Genomic DNA, 17,989 nt, shown 5'->3' with positions numbered 1-17,989 from the left:
TTCCTTACTATATCCGTAATAAAATACACTTTGGATTTTGCCGGGGCATATTCTCTACCACCGCATACGGTGCTGAAACTGTTGGCCGCGAAGTTATAACATCCGGGTTATTGCCGGCCACCCAAATCAGGTAATATTTTACAGCGACGATGCAAATCACCATCACGAAAGTAACCGCATGGTTGATATACATCACCTTTTTGAATTCGTCATGCTCAATGTCGCGTTCATTTTCCCCGATATACGGCTTGTTCACCAACTCGCCGCCATAGGTATTTGGTCCACCAAAGCGGCAGTCGAGAATGCCTGCCAATGCAGCTTCCGGGTAACCGGAATTAGGGCTGGCATGTGCAGATCCATAGCGGAGCATAAAATGCCAGGCGCGACTGCTACCATATAACAAAATCATCAGCAATGCGGTAATGCGGGCAGGTATGTAATTCGCTACGTCATCGAGCCGGGCAGCGAAACGGCCAAAGTACCGGTACTGCTCATTTTTGTAGCCGATCATGGAGTCGAGTGTATTGATCATTTTATACAACATCATGCCGGGTAGTCCGAGTATGGCGTAAAAGCAAAGGGGTGCTACCACGCCGTCGCTCAGGTTTTCCGACATTGATTCCAGCACGGCTATACGAATTTGCTGTGGCGACAGCTGCGCGGTATCACGGCCAACAATCCATGCCAGTCGCTCCCTTCCGGCCTCTACCCCTTCTTTATCCAGCGTATCAAATACAGCTTTGCCTTCCTGCAGCAAGCTTTTATTGGCCAGCGCAAAAAACACAAAAACGCTGCTGAAGGCATACCAGGCCAGCGGCCATTGTTCCAGGCCCTGTTGTACAAAATAGAAAAAACAATAAACGGCGGTACATAGGATCATGGTCAATAACGCGCCTTTCCAAAAACGCGCACTTCCTTTGTTCAGCCATTGGTTTCCCCGCTGAATCAAAGTACCATACCCCTTTACCGGGTGTGGCCAGCTACGCGGATCACCCAGTAATAAATCAGCGGCATATCCTAACAGTAACGGTAATACGAATTTTAGTACAGGCTCCATTGGCGCAATGCGGTAATCAGTAAGGTATTGTTGGCGGTACTCTGACAAGCCACGCGGCAATGTCCTTGTTCCAGCCCGTAAAAATTGGAGGCATCCCGGATAAGGATACCATGGTTTTCCATCAGCCATGCTTTCAGCGAAGCCGCGGTTCCGGTCAGTGTTTCGAACAGAAAAAAATGTGTATGCGTAGGCGATACCCTGTACTCCGGCATCTTACGGATGCCCTCCCAGAAATGAAAGGTGTCCTGTAAGAGCGTTTCTTTTGATAACGCAAATTGCGTGGGATGTTCCAGGATATAATAACCTGCTTCCAGCGCAAGGCTATTTACCGACCAGGGCATTCTATAGGCGCGTACACGGTCCAGCAATTGTTTTCTACCGGCAATATATCCCAGGCGCAAACCGGGGATACAGCAGGTTTTGGTGAGCGACCGGAGTACCAAAACATTTGGTAAGCGGTGCAGATGTGGTATCATGGTGGCGGCACCCAGCGTAAATTCAATATAGGCTTCATCGACAATAAATATAGTGTGCTTGTTCCGCTGAATCAGCTGCTGCAACGCATGATCGTCCAACGCCTGCCCGGTAGGATTGTTAGGATTACAGAGAAAAACCATGTCAGTGTTGAAGCTGGTATCGGGCGTTAGCTTATCCCACAACAGGTATTGTACCTGGTGCCGGTATAGTTTACAGGCATCTGCATACTCGGCAAAAGTGGGCGCCACGATAGTCACGGTAGCGCCGGTAAAGGCTTGTGCTACCAGGTAAATAGCCTCTGTGCCGCCATTGGTGACGAGGATGCTGCCGGCAGACAAGCCTGCCTGTTTTTCCAGCATGCCCTGTAGTTTTTCCGCGCCGGCGTCGGGATAGTGGTCTATGCCGCTTATCTTACTACTAAGATGGGTTTTCAGTCCCTCCTGCAGGCCGCCATACCACACATTAGAGCTGAAGTCCGCTTTAACGGGCTGGTCAAACAAGTAACCATCGTCGCCGTGTCCTTGTATCATAAGATAATAATATTATAATTCCAGTGCCTTATAAACAGCTGAAATGTCAAGATGTTCACGAATATGTGTGGCCAGTTTATTATATTGTTCTTCTTTAAATTTTTTATAATCAAACTCCTTTACTACCGCGGATTTATCGCATTGCGACAGCAGGTCGCTGATGATAATATCATTGTCGAGGATGCCATGCAGATAGGTCCCCCAACACCGTGAATGGAGGAAGTAGCCATCTGTGTTGCCATTGGTCAGTTCATTGAGCGGAGCAGGCTGCCGGGCAGAGGTTTCTCCCATATGGATTTCATATCCTTCACAAATTTTTTCGTGGCCACGATAACGGAACTGACGTTGTTGTGTGGTTTTTTCGCGGGTGAGTACGGTCGTTACTGGTAATATGCCCAGGCCGGGAATGCTTCCCTCCGGACCTTCTACTCCAAAGGGATCAGCAATCTCCTCCCCCATCATTTGGTAACCGCCGCAAATACCGATGACTACTTTATTTCGTTTATGCGCTTCCGTTATAGCGGCAGCGGTCCCGTTATTTTTAATGGCGACTAAATCGCTGATGGTGTTTTTACTACCGGGGATGATAATGATATCTGCGGCCGTGATTTCCGCGGGATTATCGGTATAAAAAATGTGCACGCGTTCGTCTTTTTCCAGCGCGTTAAAGTCGGTGAAGTTAGACATGTGCCGCAGCAAAACCACCGCAATATTGATGCGGCCGGCCATGCGCTGCCGATGTTTGAGAGAGCCGGATACGGCGTCTTCCTCTTCAATATGGATATCGTGATAATACGGCAATACCCCTGTAACCGGCACGCCGGTGAGGCTTTCCAGTTGTTTGCGTCCGTCTTCAAACAGGCGGATATCGCCGCGGAATTTATTGATGATAATGCCTTTGATCAACGCTTTTTCTTCCGGAGGTAACAGGGCGATGGTGCCATACACGCTGCCGAAAATTCCACCGCGATCAATATCTGCAATAAGATATACGGCAGCATTGGCGTGCAAAGCGATGCGCATATTGGTGATATCGCGGCTCCGGAGATTCAGTTCAGAGATGCTACCGGCGCCTTCCATGACGATAGGGCTATAACGTTCCGCAAGCCGGTTAAAGGACTGTTTTACTTCTTCAAATAAGGCGTACTTATCCTTCTCCATAAAATATTCCCAGGCCGACTGGCTACCGGCAGGTTTACCATGCAATACCAGTTGTGCACGCTGATCGCTGGTAGGTTTCAGCAACACTGGGTTCATATCTGTTTGAGCGGGTACACCGGCTGCTTCTGCCTGTACCGCCTGTGCACGGCCTATTTCCAGTCCGTCGGGAGTAGCATAGCTATTGAGCGACATATTCTGCGCCTTGAAGGGAGCAGGTGTATATCCATCCTGCCGGAAAATACGGCAAAACCCGGCAGTGATCACGCTCTTCCCCACATCAGAAGCGGTACCCACAAACATGACCGGCCGAAGTTGTTTCATATGCATCTCGTCGTTAAGTAGGACGAAGATATATAAAGAAGCAGAAAGCATAAAGCTTAAAGCAAAAAGCTATTATAGCGGATGATCAGAGCGGATATTTAATCCTACGCTTTCATCATCCGCTATAATAGCTTTTTGCTTTAAGCTTTATGCTTTCTGCTTACTTAAAAATATCGTCGCTTAACCCATCATTCATAGTAGCTTTTTTCAGCTGCAGGTTGGAATTATATCCGCCCATGTTGGTCGCTATTTTGAAAGGCAATTTGATACCATTTACTTCGCGGTAATCGCTGTAGTCAATGCTGGATTCTCCGCCACCGCCTTCTTGTCCGGCGAGGGATACCCCACGTACTTTCAGACCGGTTTTAGCATCATAGTAGTTCCGGAATAACGCACCGCTGGGGGCTGCAATGTTCACCACATAAGCTGGCGAGCCATTTACGTCTTCCATTACAGGCGCTACTTCCAGCTTGGCATTATAGTCTGGTGATGCAAAGTTGAGTTCAGGGAACAACAGATACTTATCTTTGATGATCATTTTATCTGTGGCTGACAACGGCAAATCTTTTCCGGCATTTGACATAGTAATATTATTACCATTCATCACCATCTTCATGGCAGTAAGATTGGCAACAGGAATAAATACCTGTACCAGCGCCTTATCCGGTTGTTTGTGTTTCATGGTGAACTCCAGGCTGGTACCGGCTACTTCTCCTTCTTCCAGCACTGTCATGTCTTTTACTGCTTTCAGTTTATCGGCGCCACCAATAGCATCAATATACTTGTTTAGTATAGCCGTGGCCGTAGTACCGGCAGGTATTGGTTGTCCTGCATCGGCTTTCCAGCTGTTATTGGAAGGATTGATATCGGGGAAATTACCTGCCGGATCAATCGCTACGCTGGCGAGTTTCACGGTAGACGGATAGTGGAAAGTCCAGCTGGAGCCGCGTTCCCATACTTCCACCGGAAGGCGTACCGTATCTGATTTACCATTCACATCTTTAATGGCGATCACTACCGGCATGGGTAATTGTTCCAGGTTCTGAATGGTGATCATAGCGCCTTGTGCAGGATCGCTTTTCACATATTGTACTCCTTTCACACTCTGATCCAGTTTCCAGGTATTGAAGAACCAACCGCGCCAGAACCAGGCCAGGTCTTCACCGGAAGCATTTTCCATGGTACGGAAGAAGTCCCATGGTGTAGGGTGTTTAAATGCCCAACGTTTAATATATTCCCGGAAGGCATAGTCGAAACGTTCTGGTCCGAGGATTTGGTTGCGGAGCAATTCCAGTCCCATGCCAGGTTTAAAGTAAGCGGCCACGCCGAGGTACCCCATATCAAGTACATCGGGGGTGGTTAAAATAGGTTCTGCTTTAGCTGAAAACAGCATAGGAGCAATTCGTTGTACCGGCTGCGGTACTTTGAATTCACCTTTGTTGAATTCGGTGGTAGAGATACCGTTGATGAAGGTGTTGAAGCCTTCATCCATCCACGCATATTTACGTTCGTTGGAGCCTACAATCATCGGGAACCAGTTGTGTCCGAATTCGTGATCGGTTACACCCCACAGGCCACCTTTGGTAGACTTCCAGGAGCAGAACACGATACCAGGATATTCCATTCCTCCTACCGTACCAGCGATGTTGGTAGCTACCGGATACGTATATACGTACCATTGTTTGGAGTAATGTTCAATACAGCCTTTTACAAATTCGGTGGATCTGCCCCAGGCGGCGTTGCCGGCCACTTCTACCGGATAGAGTGACATGGCGAGGGATTTTTTACCACCGGGTAAATTGATACGGGCAGCATCCCAGATAAAGGCAGCAGAGGCGCCCCAGGCTACGTCGCGGGAGTTCTGGCATACGAAATGCCAGGTACGGTTGCCTTTGGCGGTGCCGGTATTAATTTCGGAGCTGTCGCGGATAAACACGGCCTGGTCGCTGTTGCGGGCTTTCGCGAGGCGACTGATTTCTTTCGGTGTCAGCACCTGTGCTTCGTTGACCAGCTGACCGGAGCCACTGAGGATCATGTTAGCGGGTGCCGTGATGTTGTAATCGAAGTTGCCATATTCCAGGTAAAACTCCGATGCACCCATGTAAGGAATATTATTCCATCCGAGAATATCATCATATACGGCCATACGGGGATACCACTGTGCAATTTCGTATATCCATCCGTTAGCGGTGCGCAGGCGGGAAGTACGATCGGTGCCATATTCCGGAACGGTGTAGGCATATTCGATTTTTATTTGCAGGGAGGTGCCCGATTTCATGGCATCGGCCAATTTGATCTGCATACGGGTGTCATTCACCAGGTAGTTAGCAGCAATGGTTTTGCCGTTGCTGATGATGCTCACGTTTTTCAGTTCAAAGCCCTGAGTATATGTTTTATTGGCGAACCGGTCGCCAGAAACGGCTACTGTAGCAGAACCGCGGGAGTCTTCCCGGTATATATTCTGATCCAGCTGCAGCCACAAAAAGGGCAGGTGGTCCGGACTATTGTTCTTGTACGTAATGACAACGGTACCACTGATGCGATGTTGTAAAGTATCCAGGGTAACGTCTAATTTGTAATCGGCAGCGTTCTGCCAGTATTTGGGTCCAGGTTGGCCGCCGGCACTGCGGTACTCGTTACCCGGCGTGGGGTAAAACAACGGAGCAAAAGCCTCATGTTGGTCGTATTTAGACGTGGTTTGGGCTGTTCCCTGCTGTATCACGCCACATAGTAACATGGATGCAATAGCATAGATTTTGTTGACTTTCATCGGAAGAGATTAGATTATAATAAACCGAATATAATAAAAAAGCCAAAAGCAGCGAGTTTTGTACCGCTGCTTTTGACTTTTTTTTATATAACCCATCTTTTATATACTGAGTGCTTTCTTTACATGTCGTAAGCGGAAGGCAAACAGGATGCTGAGAATACCGGTTGCCCAAAACGCTGCGGCCATGAGTCCCAGTATGGCGGCCACACCCAGGGCGGGGTTATCGAGTATTACGATGGCGATGATAATTAAGAGGATGCCTCCCACCAGCAGCCAGCCCCAATTGGGGATACTATCGGCTTGCAGCTGTATGGAAAATCCAATGAGGCTAATGCCCCGGAACATAAACCAGAAGGCCAGGAATAACGGGAGTACCGCCATACTGATAGCGGGGTAGCCAATCAGTATCCCACCCATGACCACATCCACAATTCCCGATGCGAGCGCCCATCCCCAGCCCGTATGAGCGTTCTTGTTACTGAGGGCAAAAGCGATTTCGGAAATTCCTGTTATAAATAAACTAATACTAAAAAAAATACTGAGTAATACGTAGCTGCTGAATGGATTGGAGAAAACAATGAAACCGGCAATGAGAAAGATAATCCCGTTGAGTAGATAGAGCCACCAATACTTCACATTATTACGAACAGCGGAGATAATTTGTGACATAATCGTTACTTTAATGTTAATAATGGGTAGTAATACAATTCCTCTAACACCTTCTATCGTAAAAAGTTCGGTGGAATTTCCTTCAGGGAAAAACGGAGGAAAGCACATAACTTTGTCAAAATGATTAAAATCATAGTTTAAACAAAAGACGGAAATTATCTTTGCGGCATGAATAAGGCGATTAAGCAAGACAGAAAACCACCTAATTGGTGGCACCAGGCAGATTTCATGGGCATACACGCTGTGCCTCTATTAGCTTTTTTTACCGGCACAACAGCATTTGACTGGATCTTATGTGGCGTGTTGTATGTAGTACGCATGTTCTTTGTGACGGCGGGTTATCATCGTTATTTCTCTCATCGTGCTTTTAAAACGTCGAGATTCTTCCAGTTTATTCTCGCTGGTGGTGCACAAAGCAGCTTGCAGAAAGGCGCTTTATGGTGGTCAGCCAATCACCGTATCCATCACAAACACAGTGACACCCCTGAAGATCCGCATTCAGCGAATGTTTACGGCTTCTGGTATGCACATATTGGCTGGATCATGGGACCAGAATATAAACCAACCCGTTTTGACCTGATCAAGGATCACAAAGCCAAAGAATTATTATGGCTGAACAAGTGGCATATGATACCTGCAGTGGTACTGGCTATCGCCGTATATTTTGTGGGTAACAAAGTAAATGGTACTGGTTGGTTCGACTGGCACGCAGGTTTATCTACCTTGCTGATCGGGTTCTTCCTGAGCACCGTGATATTGTACCATGGTACTTTTACCATTAACTCGCTCATGCATAAAATTGGTAATAAAAGATATTATACGGGAGATGAATCCCGCAACAGTGCTATCCTGGCTTTGGTTACGCTCGGGGAAGGCTGGCATAACAACCACCACTATTATCAGAGTGCGGCCAGACAAGGCTTCTACTGGTGGGAGTTTGATATCACTTACTATGTTATCAAAACATTAGGTTTGTTCGGTATCGTATGGGAAATACGTCCGGTACCTGCGAAACTGAAGAATAGCAATAAGCTTACACAGCTGGCTGCTGACCGCGTACCAGTGGAAGAAGCACATTAATAAAGCTAAAAGCACAAAGCATAAAGCAAAAAGCTATTGTCACGTATATCACTCGCGGCAATAGCTTTTTGCTTTATGCTTTGTGCTTTCAGCTCCTCCATAATTGTTTCCCTTTTATTTTTTATCTTGTTTTCCTAAAATATAAAATTCCATGCAATACGCTCCAGCAGCCAACAGATACAGTCAAATGACCTATAACCGTTGCGGTAAGAGTGGCGTTCAGCTACCAGCCGTTTCACTGGGATTATGGCACAACTTCGGTTCTATCGACAATTTTGAGAATGGACGTAGTATTATCCGTAGTGCATTCGACAAAGGGATCACCCATTTTGACCTGGCCAACAACTATGGTCCGGTACCGGGTAGTGCAGAAGAAAATTTCGGCCGGATACTGAAACAGGATTTTACCGGGCATCTTCGTGATGAGCTGATTATTTCCACCAAAGCGGGGTATACGATGTGGCCTGGCCCTTATGGCGACTGGGGTTCCCGCAAGTACCTTGTTTCCAGCCTGGACCAAAGCCTACGCCGCATGCAGCTGGATTATGTAGACATCTTCTATTCTCACCGTCCGGACCCTGCTACGCCGATAGAGGAGACTATGGGCGCGCTGCACAGCATTGTACAACAGGGGAAAGCTTTATACGTAGGGCTCTCCAATTATACCGCCGAGCAAACCAGTACCGCCGTGGCCGTACTGAAATCGCTGGGAACACCGTGCCTGATTCACCAACCCAAATACAGTATGTTTGAACGTTGGGTAGAAAACGGTTTACTCGATGTGCTGGAAGCAAATGGCGTGGGTTGTATACCTTTTTCTCCGCTGGCGCAGGGCTTACTGACGGATCGTTACCTGAACGGCATTCCGGCTGGTTCACGTGCCAGCAAGCCGAGTGGCTTTTTACAGGAAGGCGATGTAACGCCGGCTAAAATTGAACAGGTGAAAAAATTAAACCAGCTGGCGCAACAACGCGGGCAATCGCTCGCCCAGATGGCGCTGGCCTGGATACTGAAAGATAAGCGTATTACCACGGTATTGATTGGCGCCAGCTCCGTAGCGCAGCTGGATAACAACCTGGATAGTTTGAAAAATACTGTTTTTACGAAAGAAGAACTGGATGCCATCGAAGCCATCCTCAAATAATTCCCGGACGTGCAAAGGTGCTACCTGCGCATCTTTGCACGTTCATATTGTATCGGCCATTTTATTTCCGTATGTAATGCATGCGCCGCATGTAATGGGAAATATGGATTTCTCAACAACTCCCTGGCCAGGAGTACAATATCTGCCCGCCCTTCCGCAATAATACTTTCCGCTTCTTCGGCTGTTGTAATCATCCCTACCGCACCCGTGGCGATGCCTGCTTCTTTTTTCACTTTTTCCGCAAACGGGGTTTGATACAATGGTCCGGTTTTGATTTGCTGATGCGCGGCGAGGCCACCGGAAGAGCAGTCGATCAGATCTACCCCTTTACTTTTCAGGATGCTGGCCAGTTGTACGGATTCTTCCGGGTTCCAGCCGCCTTCCGCCCAGTCGGTGACAGAAATTCTAACCAATAAGGGATACTGTTCCGGCCATACGGAACGCACGGTGGTCACTATCTCCAGCAACAGGCGTATCCTGTTTTCAAAACTGCCGCCATATTCATCTGTGCGGTGGTTGCTGAGCGGCGATAAAAAACTATGCAACAGGTATCCATGGGCCGCATGTAACTCCACCACTTCAAAACCGGCCTGCAAAGCGCGGATTGTAGCGGCTTTGAAGTCTTTCACCACTTTACGTCTGCCCGTTTCCGTCAGTGCTTCCGGTAATGGATATACGTCGTTGAACGGGATGGCGCTGGGCGCCACTACCTGCCAGCCCCCCGCGGCTGCCGGGAGTGCGGCACTTCCCTCCCATGGCCTGAGGGTACTGGCTTTACGGCCTGCGTGTGCCAGTTGTATACCGGGTACAGCCCCTTGTGCGGCAATAAAGGAGGTGATGCGCTGTAACATAGGAATATGTTCATCTTTCCAGATGCCCAGGTCGTGGATAGAAATACGTCCTTCCGGCGATACAGCGGCTGCCTCTGTGAGTACCAGTCCGGCCCCTCCTACCGCCCTGGTACCCAGATGCACCAGGTGCCAGTCGTTCGCAAAACCATCTTCCGATGAATACTCACACATGGGAGATACGGCAATACGATTCCTGAACTCAACTTTTCTTAACGAAAAAGGTGTAAACAAATGCGACATAATCCCTTGCTTTTAAGTTCATTAAAATTAAGCATAAATCATATAGCGAAAACATAATGATCAAGTGATTATCTGCCCGGGAAAAAATATCCGGAAATGCTTATTTTTAGGGCCTTATACCTATACATACGATGTATCTGTTCCCTGCCAAGCGCAACATTGTTGGAGTCCTGTTGCTATTTCTGTTTGTAAGCTTTTTCAACATTCATGGCGCCTATGCGGACCAAAAGGCAGATTTCTCTGCTTCCGTGGTAAGTGATTGCGAATCAGTGAACACTACCTTCACTGATTTATCTACCGGCGCACCGGTGGCCTGGCTATGGGATTTCGGTAACGGTATCACCAGTACGAAAAAGAAACCGGCCACTACTTATGTGAAAGTAGGCAGCTACACCGTGACGTTAAAAGTAACTTACGCCGACGGTAGTACGAAAACCATTACCAAACCAGACTTTATACACGTAAGAGCCAATCCTACCGTTGATTTTAGCGTATCTCCCACCAAAGGTTGCGTACCCTTCACCCCTACGTTTACAGATAAGTCCAGGCCGGGCGATGGGACTTTGCAGAACTACAGCTGGGATTTTGGTGATGGTAGTGCAGCGGAAAATGCCGGCAGCACCGTTACTCATAACTATACAGTACCAGGCGTATACAGTGTACTCCTTGCCGTTACCAACAGTTACGGCTGCAAGAGTTTCAAAGTAATGGATAAAGCCGTTGATGTGGTAGCTGCTTTGAATGCCGACTTTACCGTGGCAGAAAAAATGTTATGTAAAGCCCCGGTAGATGTACTGTTTACCAATACTTCCTCTGGCGCCGGTACCTTAAGCTATAAATGGGAGTTTGATGATGGCAGCAGCAATACTGCGAAAGATCCGGGGAAACATACCATTACCACCAAAGGTACCCACAGTATTAAACTCACCGTGAGTAATGAGCGGGGATGTACCGCTGTAAAATCGGCCAACGATATCAACGTCGCCAATTATTCCGCAACGCTGACCGTGCCTAACCTGGCCTGCACCAATCAAGCCACCACCTTTCAGGCAGCCTTCTCACCAGTACAGCCACAAAGCACCACCTGGGAAGTAAACGGACAATTCCTTTGGCCCAATGGCAACAATACCCTTGATTATTATGCCCCTACCACCGGGCCGGCGAAAGTAACAGTAACTGCCATGTTTGGGAATTGCAAAGAGGTAGTGGAAAAAACGATGGATGTAAAACAAACACCTACCGTAGCCATGGTTACGGATAACAAACCTATTTGTGATATACCCGCCACCATTGCGTTTACTGGCAATACTACCGGCGCTACCAGCTGGAAATGGACCTTTGGAGACGGACAAACTTCTACCCAACAAAGTCCTTCGCACGTATACAACCGGGAAGGGCAGTTTGAAGTTACACTGCTGGGAACAAGCCAGGATGGCTGCAGCGCCAACACCTACAGCCATTTATATGTCAGCAAAACAACCGTAAATATTAGCTCCACCAGGGATAATGGCTGTGAAGGTTTTACCGCCTCGTTCAGTGCCTGGCCAACTAGTACGGATCAGATAAAAACCTGGTCATGGAATTTTGGGGATGGCAGCACCTCCACAGAAGCCACTCCCAAACATACTTATCCGAAAGCAGGTGATTATACCATTTCCCTGAAATATACCACTGCCAATGGTTGTACCGGTACCGCCAACCAGTATAGCATTATGAAGGTATATAAAAAGCCCTCCGTAGACTTCAGCTCTCCCAGTGCACCAACGGTATGTGGCAATTCCGCCGCGACTTTCAACGGCCAATCAGATATAGGAACAAACTGGTTTTGGAGTTACGGTGATGGGACCTACGGATCTGGCAAAACCAATATACATAGCTACCCACAGCCAAGCTCCTACGATGTTACCTTAACGGTATACAATGGTACCTGCCCAAATACAATTACGAAAAAAGCCTACATTACTGCGGTAAATCCTTTCCCAATATTCAGCATCAACCCGGTTGACTGTAATGATCGTATGACCGTTAGCGTTACCGAAAGCTCTATTGGCGCTACCAGCTGGAAATGGAACTGGGGCGACGGAACAGAGACCCGCTCTACCGTTCATAGTGATGTGGTGACGCATACCTATGCCCAATCTGGTACTTATACGATACAACTAACTACTTCTGATGGCCATTGTACTACCTATCTTAGCTCCCGCGTGAGGATTATAGCACCATCTCCCGTTATTATTGCTACTGATAAAACAGTACTGTGCAGTAACGAAACCATCATCGGGCGGGTAACACAGGAAGATGCAAGTATCCGCAGCTTTAATTTTCCTTACCATTGGACCCTGGACGGCGGAGATAGCTGGTGGGACAATAATAACAGCTCCGTCAGCTACACCAATCTTACCCCTGGCAAACATACACTCAGTTTAAGGATCATAGATCAGTTGGGTTGTTCGAATACCAGCAATCAGATAGATTTTAAGGTACGTGGTCCGCTGGCAGACTATAACCTGCCTTCGCAGATAGAATGTAAAGGCGCCGAATTGACTTTTACTGACAATACCGATCTGACAAACAGCAGCAGCATTAGAAAATGGAGCTGGAATTTTGGCGACAACAGCAGTACGTCTATAATGGCCTTTACCAGTCCGCCGTTTAAACATACCTACGCTACCGCAGGAAGGTATACACCCACGCTGACCGTTACCGATAAAGATGGTTGTGTGAATACATTTGGCGGAAAATATCTGCAGGTAAACGGACCGGTGGCAGACTTCAACCCCGATGCCTATGTTGTTGCACCTGGCAGCTGGGTAAAATTCTGGAACGCTTCTGATGAAATTGGTGGCACTATTACCGGTTATAAATGGGATCTGGGAGATGGCAACAGTGCTACCAGCCAGGATGCCGGTCCGCATCAATACCCCGACAAAGGCATATACCCGGTAACCCTGAAGATCTCAGATGACAACGGCTGCACCGATTCTAAAACCAAAAACATTAAAGTAGCCTCCGTAGGCGCAGGTTTCATCTATACCAGCTCCTTTGTAAACGGAGGAAACTGCGCGCCCATGATTTTCCGGTTTAACAATACCTCTATCAACTATAACACCTGTTTATGGGACTTTGGAGATAACTCTTCTTCGGATCAAACATATCCCGTACACACCTTCACCGAAGCCGGGCACTACAAAGTAACCCTCAAGGTAAAAGGTATTGCTGATACGGAAGATGAATACAGCGAGGTGATCATAGTAAGAGGTCCCTATGCCACCATTACCACTAGCGCCGAAGGGGGATGTCTCGAAAAGGAAATATTGTTTAAAGTGAAGCCAGAGAATGCCACTTCCTTTAGTTGGGATTTTACAGATGGCGACGTGGAAGAAACCGATAAACTGGACATCACCCACCGCTTCAGTGAACCGGGTATTTATAACCCACGGCTGTTGCTGAAAGATGATGCCGGCTGTAAAGGCAGCGCCTTCCTGGACCATCCGGTTGTGATAGACCAACTGGATATTAAACTCAACCCTAACCCGGAAAAAATATGCGGAGAAGGTACGCTCACGTTTGCACCTGCCTTCAACAGTTATTCAGTAGACGAACTGAAAATACCCCCCGCGTTCACCTGGACGTATGATCCGGGTCTGACAGCGAAAAATACCAATACTACTACACCCGAATTTTACATGAATAAAACGGGCACTTATAAGTTTGGCCTTACCGCCACCACCAAATACGGCTGTACCCAAACGGTGGAACTACCTTATAACGTATACGCGCAACCGTTAGTATCTATCAGTGGGCCTGCGAAGATTTGTAAAGATGTACCTATCAACTTTGAGGGCCTTGTTACACAGACGTCCGACGTAACCTGGGACTGGGACTTCGGCAACGGTAAAGCCAGTACGAAACAAACACCGGCCGCGCAAACCTATCCCACCACCGGCGATGCCACGGTAAAGCTCACCGTTACCAGCAAAGACGGCTGTATCGACAAAACCACCCATGCACTCACCGTATTACCTTTACCGGATATTAAAGCCAGTGCACCGGCGGAATTTATTTGTCTGAATAACACCACCATCTTACATGCCGGCGGCGGTATTAAATATGAGTGGACACCGGCCGCTGGCCTTAGCGATCCGGGTATTCCGAATCCTACGGCATCTCCATCTGTTACCACTACTTACCAGGTAAAAGTGACCGACAACGAAGGCTGTATAAATACCGATCAGGTAAAAATCAGGGTAGTACAGCCTTTCACTATTCACGCCACACCGGATACCCTGCTTTGTTTGGGTGATCCGCTGAAACTATGGGTATGGGGCACTGATTACTATGTGTGGCGCGGGTTTGGACTTGACAAGCCCTACTCGCCTACGCCGGTGGCTACTTTAAAACGTACGGGGCAATACACCTATGACGTCACCGGATATGATAAAGACAACTGCTTCTCTGACCATACAGCGTTGACAGTAACCGTAAACCCCACGCCTACTGTCAATGCGGGTATTGACCGGCAAACCATGGCCGGTGTTCCGGTATTCCTGGCCAGCAGCAACAGTAATGATGTAATCCGCTGGAGCTGGACACCACCGGAGTATCTGGATTGCCCCAACTGTCAGCGGGTACAGGCCCTGCCTAACATCAGCACACTTTACAATGTAGAAGTGGAAAATGTGTATGGCTGTAAGGCTTCTGATAATGTAATGGTACATGTTGTTTGCCAGCAGAGCGCCATCTTTATGCCCAATGCCTTTACCCCCAACCATGATGGTAAAAACGAAAGAATTTACCCTAAGGGGAAAGGGGTGAAAGAAGTAGAATGGCTGCGCATCTACGACCGCTGGGGCACCCTGGTATTTGAAAGAACCCACTTCCAGATCAATGTGCCATCAGCAGGATGGGATGGACGCAGCAATAACCGCGAAGCGCCGCTGGGCACCTATATTTATTCTATGCAAACGGTGTGTGAAAGTGGAGAAAAATTTGAGTTTAAAGGAAATATCGTTTTAATAAAATAAATCGCCTCGTGCAAAAGCGCTCTCAAAAAAAACTTTGAGAGCACTTTTGTATTTTTATGTCCGCCCCTGGCTGTATCGAAAGCGGACAGAATTTGTATCAAAAACGGACACATTGAAGTCTTACTTTTCAGGATATCCCAGTAAATCAGGGCTATGGGTATCTGGCACCATCTTGGCCCGCCACTTCCCCAATAGTTACTGATGACCCTTTAACATATTTTATGTTCAAAAATTTCCTCAAGGTGGCTTACCGGAGTCTTCTCCGTAACAAAGGCTTTTCCTTTATCAATATCACCGGGTTAGCCATTGGCATGGCGGCTGCGATGCTTATTTTTCTCTGGATACAGGATGAACTGAGCTACGACCAGTTTCACAAAAATAAGGACCGGATATACGAAGTATGGAACCGGGTACCGCTTGATGGGAAAATAGTATCCCTGAATACTTCTTCTGCCTTGCTGGGGCCCGCCGTAGAAAAAGATCTGCCTGAAGTAGAACGCGCTGTCAGGGTTAATTTCTCTGAGCAGTATCTTTTCTCTATCGGGGATAAAAAATTGATGAAATCCGGCTGCATTGTAGATACCGGATTCCTGCAGATGTTTACCTTTCCTATGCTGGAAGGCAATCCATTAACCGCCCTGAATGGCGCCACCAATGTGGTGCTGACAGAAAAAACTGCTAAAAGCCTGTTTGGCAATGAATCTGCCATGGGCAAGATTATAAAACTGGAAAACAAGTACGATTTCACGGTTACTGGTGTGCTGAAAGACTTGCCCACCAATTCCAGGTTTCAATTTGACTGCCTGCTGCCCTGGGATTGTATGAAATTAGGCGACCGCGTTGATTTCGGATGGAACGACAATAGCACCCCCACTTATCTGTTATTGAAGCCGAACACGAGTTTTGCGGCCGTATCCAGCAAAATCAAGGACCTGAAACAACGATATAGTGACGAAGCCAAAACAATCAAATGGGAGCTCTTTATTTATCCATTGGAGCGCTGGCGGCTGTATTCCAGCTTCACTAATGGAAAAGAAGACAATAATGGCCGCCATATGTTTGTAAAGCTGTTTTCCATCATTGCCCTGTTTATCCTGCTGATTGCCTGTATCAACTTCATGAACCTCAGCACCGCCCGTAGTGAAAAACGGGCAAAGGAAGTGGGCATCCGCAAGGTAGTGGGTGCGCAGAAGCGTTCCCTTATTGGCCAGTTTATCGGAGAATCCATTTTCCTGGCGTGTCTGGCTGGTATAGTGGCATTTGCGATTATTCAGTTGAGCCTGCCTGCCTATAACGTGTTAACAGAAAAGCAATTATCCATTGACATCAGTAACGGCTATACGTGGATAGGATTCATCGGATTTATACTGATCACCGGCTTGCTGGCGGGCAGTTATCCCGCGTTCTTTCTCTCTTCTTTTCAGCCGGTAAAAGTATTAAAAGGTACGTTTAAGAGAAGCAATGCGCTGGTAACACCGAGAAAAGTGCTGGTGGTATTACAATTCTCTTTTGCCATTCTGCTGATCATCTGCACAATTGTAGTGAAACAACAAATTGATTATGCCCGCAACAGAGAAACAGGTTATAATAAGGATCATCTGATTTATCATTCGCTTTCAGGCGACGTTGGTAAAAACTTTGCGTCTATTAAAGAGGAATTACTAACATCCGGCGTGGCTACGGCTGTGACCAAAACCAATTCTCCATTAACAGAAAGATGGAGTAATGGTTGGGGGCAGCAATGGGAAGGGAAAGATCCGAATGATCGTACTTTTTTCGACAGATATATGGCAGATGAAAACCTGGGAGCTACAGCAGGGCTGCAATTTATACAAGGGCGTGATTTTGATTTAAAAAAATACCCTACCGATTCCACGGGATTAATCATCAACGAGTCTTCCCTGAAAGTGATGAAATTTAAAGACCCGATAGGCAAAGTGGTATCAGATCTGGGAACGGACTGGCATATTGTGGGGGTGATCAAAGATTTCATTCTTTCCAGTCCCTATGAGCCTACCAGACCGATATTGATTTCCGGTGGGAAGAGTCGCTTTTTGACTTTCAATGTGATGCAGATCCGGCTGAATGGCCAGCAAACCACGGCGAAGAATATAGAAAAAGCGGCGGCTATCTTCAAAAAATACAATCCTCAATTTGCTTTCGAACCTAAGTTTGTAGATGCCGAATATGCCAGGAAGTTTGAGAACGAACAAACGCAAGGCACGCTGGCAGGCTTATTTGCCGGGCTGACGATATTTATTTCCTGCCTCGGGTTATTCGGTTTAACTACTTACATGGCAGAAAACCGGATCAAAGAAATTGGTGTCCGCAAAATCATGGGGGCTTCCGTTGCCAGTATCACGGCCTTATTATCGAAAGACTTTGTAAAACTGGTAGTGATTGCCTTCTTTATTGCTGCCCCATTGGCAGGTTGGATTATGCATAAATGGCTGGAAGACTATACATACCGTGTGGGGCTTTCCTGGTGGGTGTTTGCAGCCGCAGGTGCCTTAGCCGTGCTGATTGCATTGGTGACAGTAAGTTATCAGTCGATCAAAGCAGCCCTGACCAATCCGGTGAAAAGTTTGCGGGCGGAGTAAGACACTGCGTTAGAATTACGAATTACGGATTTATAGGAAGATAGTAAACGCGAAGAACAATCGCT

Annotated in this window: 10 protein-coding genes; 4 read left to right on the top strand and 6 right to left on the bottom strand. The window is 47.4% G+C overall.

Annotated features, from left to right (window positions below):
- Positions 1-7 precede the first annotated feature (7 nt).
- The 5 genes from cbiB to AC1DFM_RS10940 form a co-directional block, all read right to left on the bottom strand.
- On the bottom strand, positions 8-1,057 hold the full coding sequence (gene cbiB, locus AC1DFM_RS10960; protein ID WP_477076766.1) for an adenosylcobinamide-phosphate synthase CbiB: 1,050 nt from the start codon (positions 1,055-1,057) through the stop codon (positions 8-10).
- On the bottom strand, positions 1,042-2,064 hold the full coding sequence (locus tag AC1DFM_RS10955; protein WP_477076765.1) for a pyridoxal phosphate-dependent aminotransferase: 1,023 nt from the start codon (positions 2,062-2,064) through the stop codon (positions 1,042-1,044). Before AC1DFM_RS10955 ends, cbiB begins: the two co-directional genes overlap by 16 nt.
- A 12-nt stretch (positions 2,065-2,076) precedes the next feature.
- Positions 2,077-3,546: a cobyric acid synthase gene (locus tag AC1DFM_RS10950; RefSeq protein ID WP_477076764.1), complete on the bottom strand. Its 1,470-nt coding sequence runs from the start codon at positions 3,544-3,546 to the stop codon at positions 2,077-2,079.
- 160 nt (positions 3,547-3,706) lie between these two features.
- Entirely contained in the window at positions 3,707-6,316 is a 2,610-nt protein-coding gene (locus AC1DFM_RS10945) for a M1 family metallopeptidase (protein ID WP_477076763.1), read from the bottom strand.
- Positions 6,317-6,415: 99 nt separating this feature from the next.
- Positions 6,416-6,985: an HdeD family acid-resistance protein gene (locus tag AC1DFM_RS10940; protein ID WP_477076762.1), complete on the bottom strand. Its 570-nt coding sequence runs from the start codon at positions 6,983-6,985 to the stop codon at positions 6,416-6,418.
- Between the two features lie 168 nt (positions 6,986-7,153).
- On the opposite strand from AC1DFM_RS10940, the gene AC1DFM_RS10935 reads away from it, so the two are divergent.
- On the top strand, positions 7,154-8,065 hold the full coding sequence (locus AC1DFM_RS10935) for an acyl-CoA desaturase (RefSeq protein ID WP_477076761.1): 912 nt from the start codon (positions 7,154-7,156) through the stop codon (positions 8,063-8,065).
- Positions 8,066-8,216: 151 nt separating this feature from the next.
- Positions 8,217-9,209: an L-glyceraldehyde 3-phosphate reductase gene (gene mgrA, locus AC1DFM_RS10930; protein WP_477076760.1), complete on the top strand. Its 993-nt coding sequence runs from the start codon at positions 8,217-8,219 to the stop codon at positions 9,207-9,209.
- A 20-nt stretch (positions 9,210-9,229) separates the two neighbouring features.
- On the opposite strand, the gene AC1DFM_RS10925 is transcribed toward mgrA, so the two are convergent.
- The gene (locus AC1DFM_RS10925) at positions 9,230-10,300 is read right to left on the bottom strand and encodes an NADH:flavin oxidoreductase/NADH oxidase (RefSeq protein ID WP_477076759.1); all 1,071 of its coding nucleotides are present in this window, start codon (positions 10,298-10,300) and stop codon (positions 9,230-9,232) included.
- 131 nt (positions 10,301-10,431) lie between these two features.
- Here AC1DFM_RS10925 and AC1DFM_RS10920 point away from each other — a divergent pair, with 131 nt between their 5' ends.
- Both AC1DFM_RS10920 and AC1DFM_RS10915 read left to right on the top strand, forming a co-directional pair.
- Positions 10,432-15,324: a PKD domain-containing protein gene (locus AC1DFM_RS10920; RefSeq protein ID WP_477076758.1), complete on the top strand. Its 4,893-nt coding sequence runs from the start codon at positions 10,432-10,434 to the stop codon at positions 15,322-15,324.
- A gap of 221 nt (positions 15,325-15,545) precedes the next feature.
- Positions 15,546-17,924 carry an ABC transporter permease gene (locus AC1DFM_RS10915; RefSeq protein ID WP_477076757.1) on the top strand — a complete coding sequence of 793 codons (2,379 nt, stop codon included), beginning with the start codon at positions 15,546-15,548 and terminating at the stop codon, positions 17,922-17,924.
- Positions 17,925-17,989: the final 65 nt, after the last annotated feature.

The organism is Chitinophaga sp. 05T412 (genome assembly GCF_056396465.1).
Note: the sequence above shows the minus strand (reverse complement) of the source record. Positions and strands in the feature narration are given on the sequence as shown.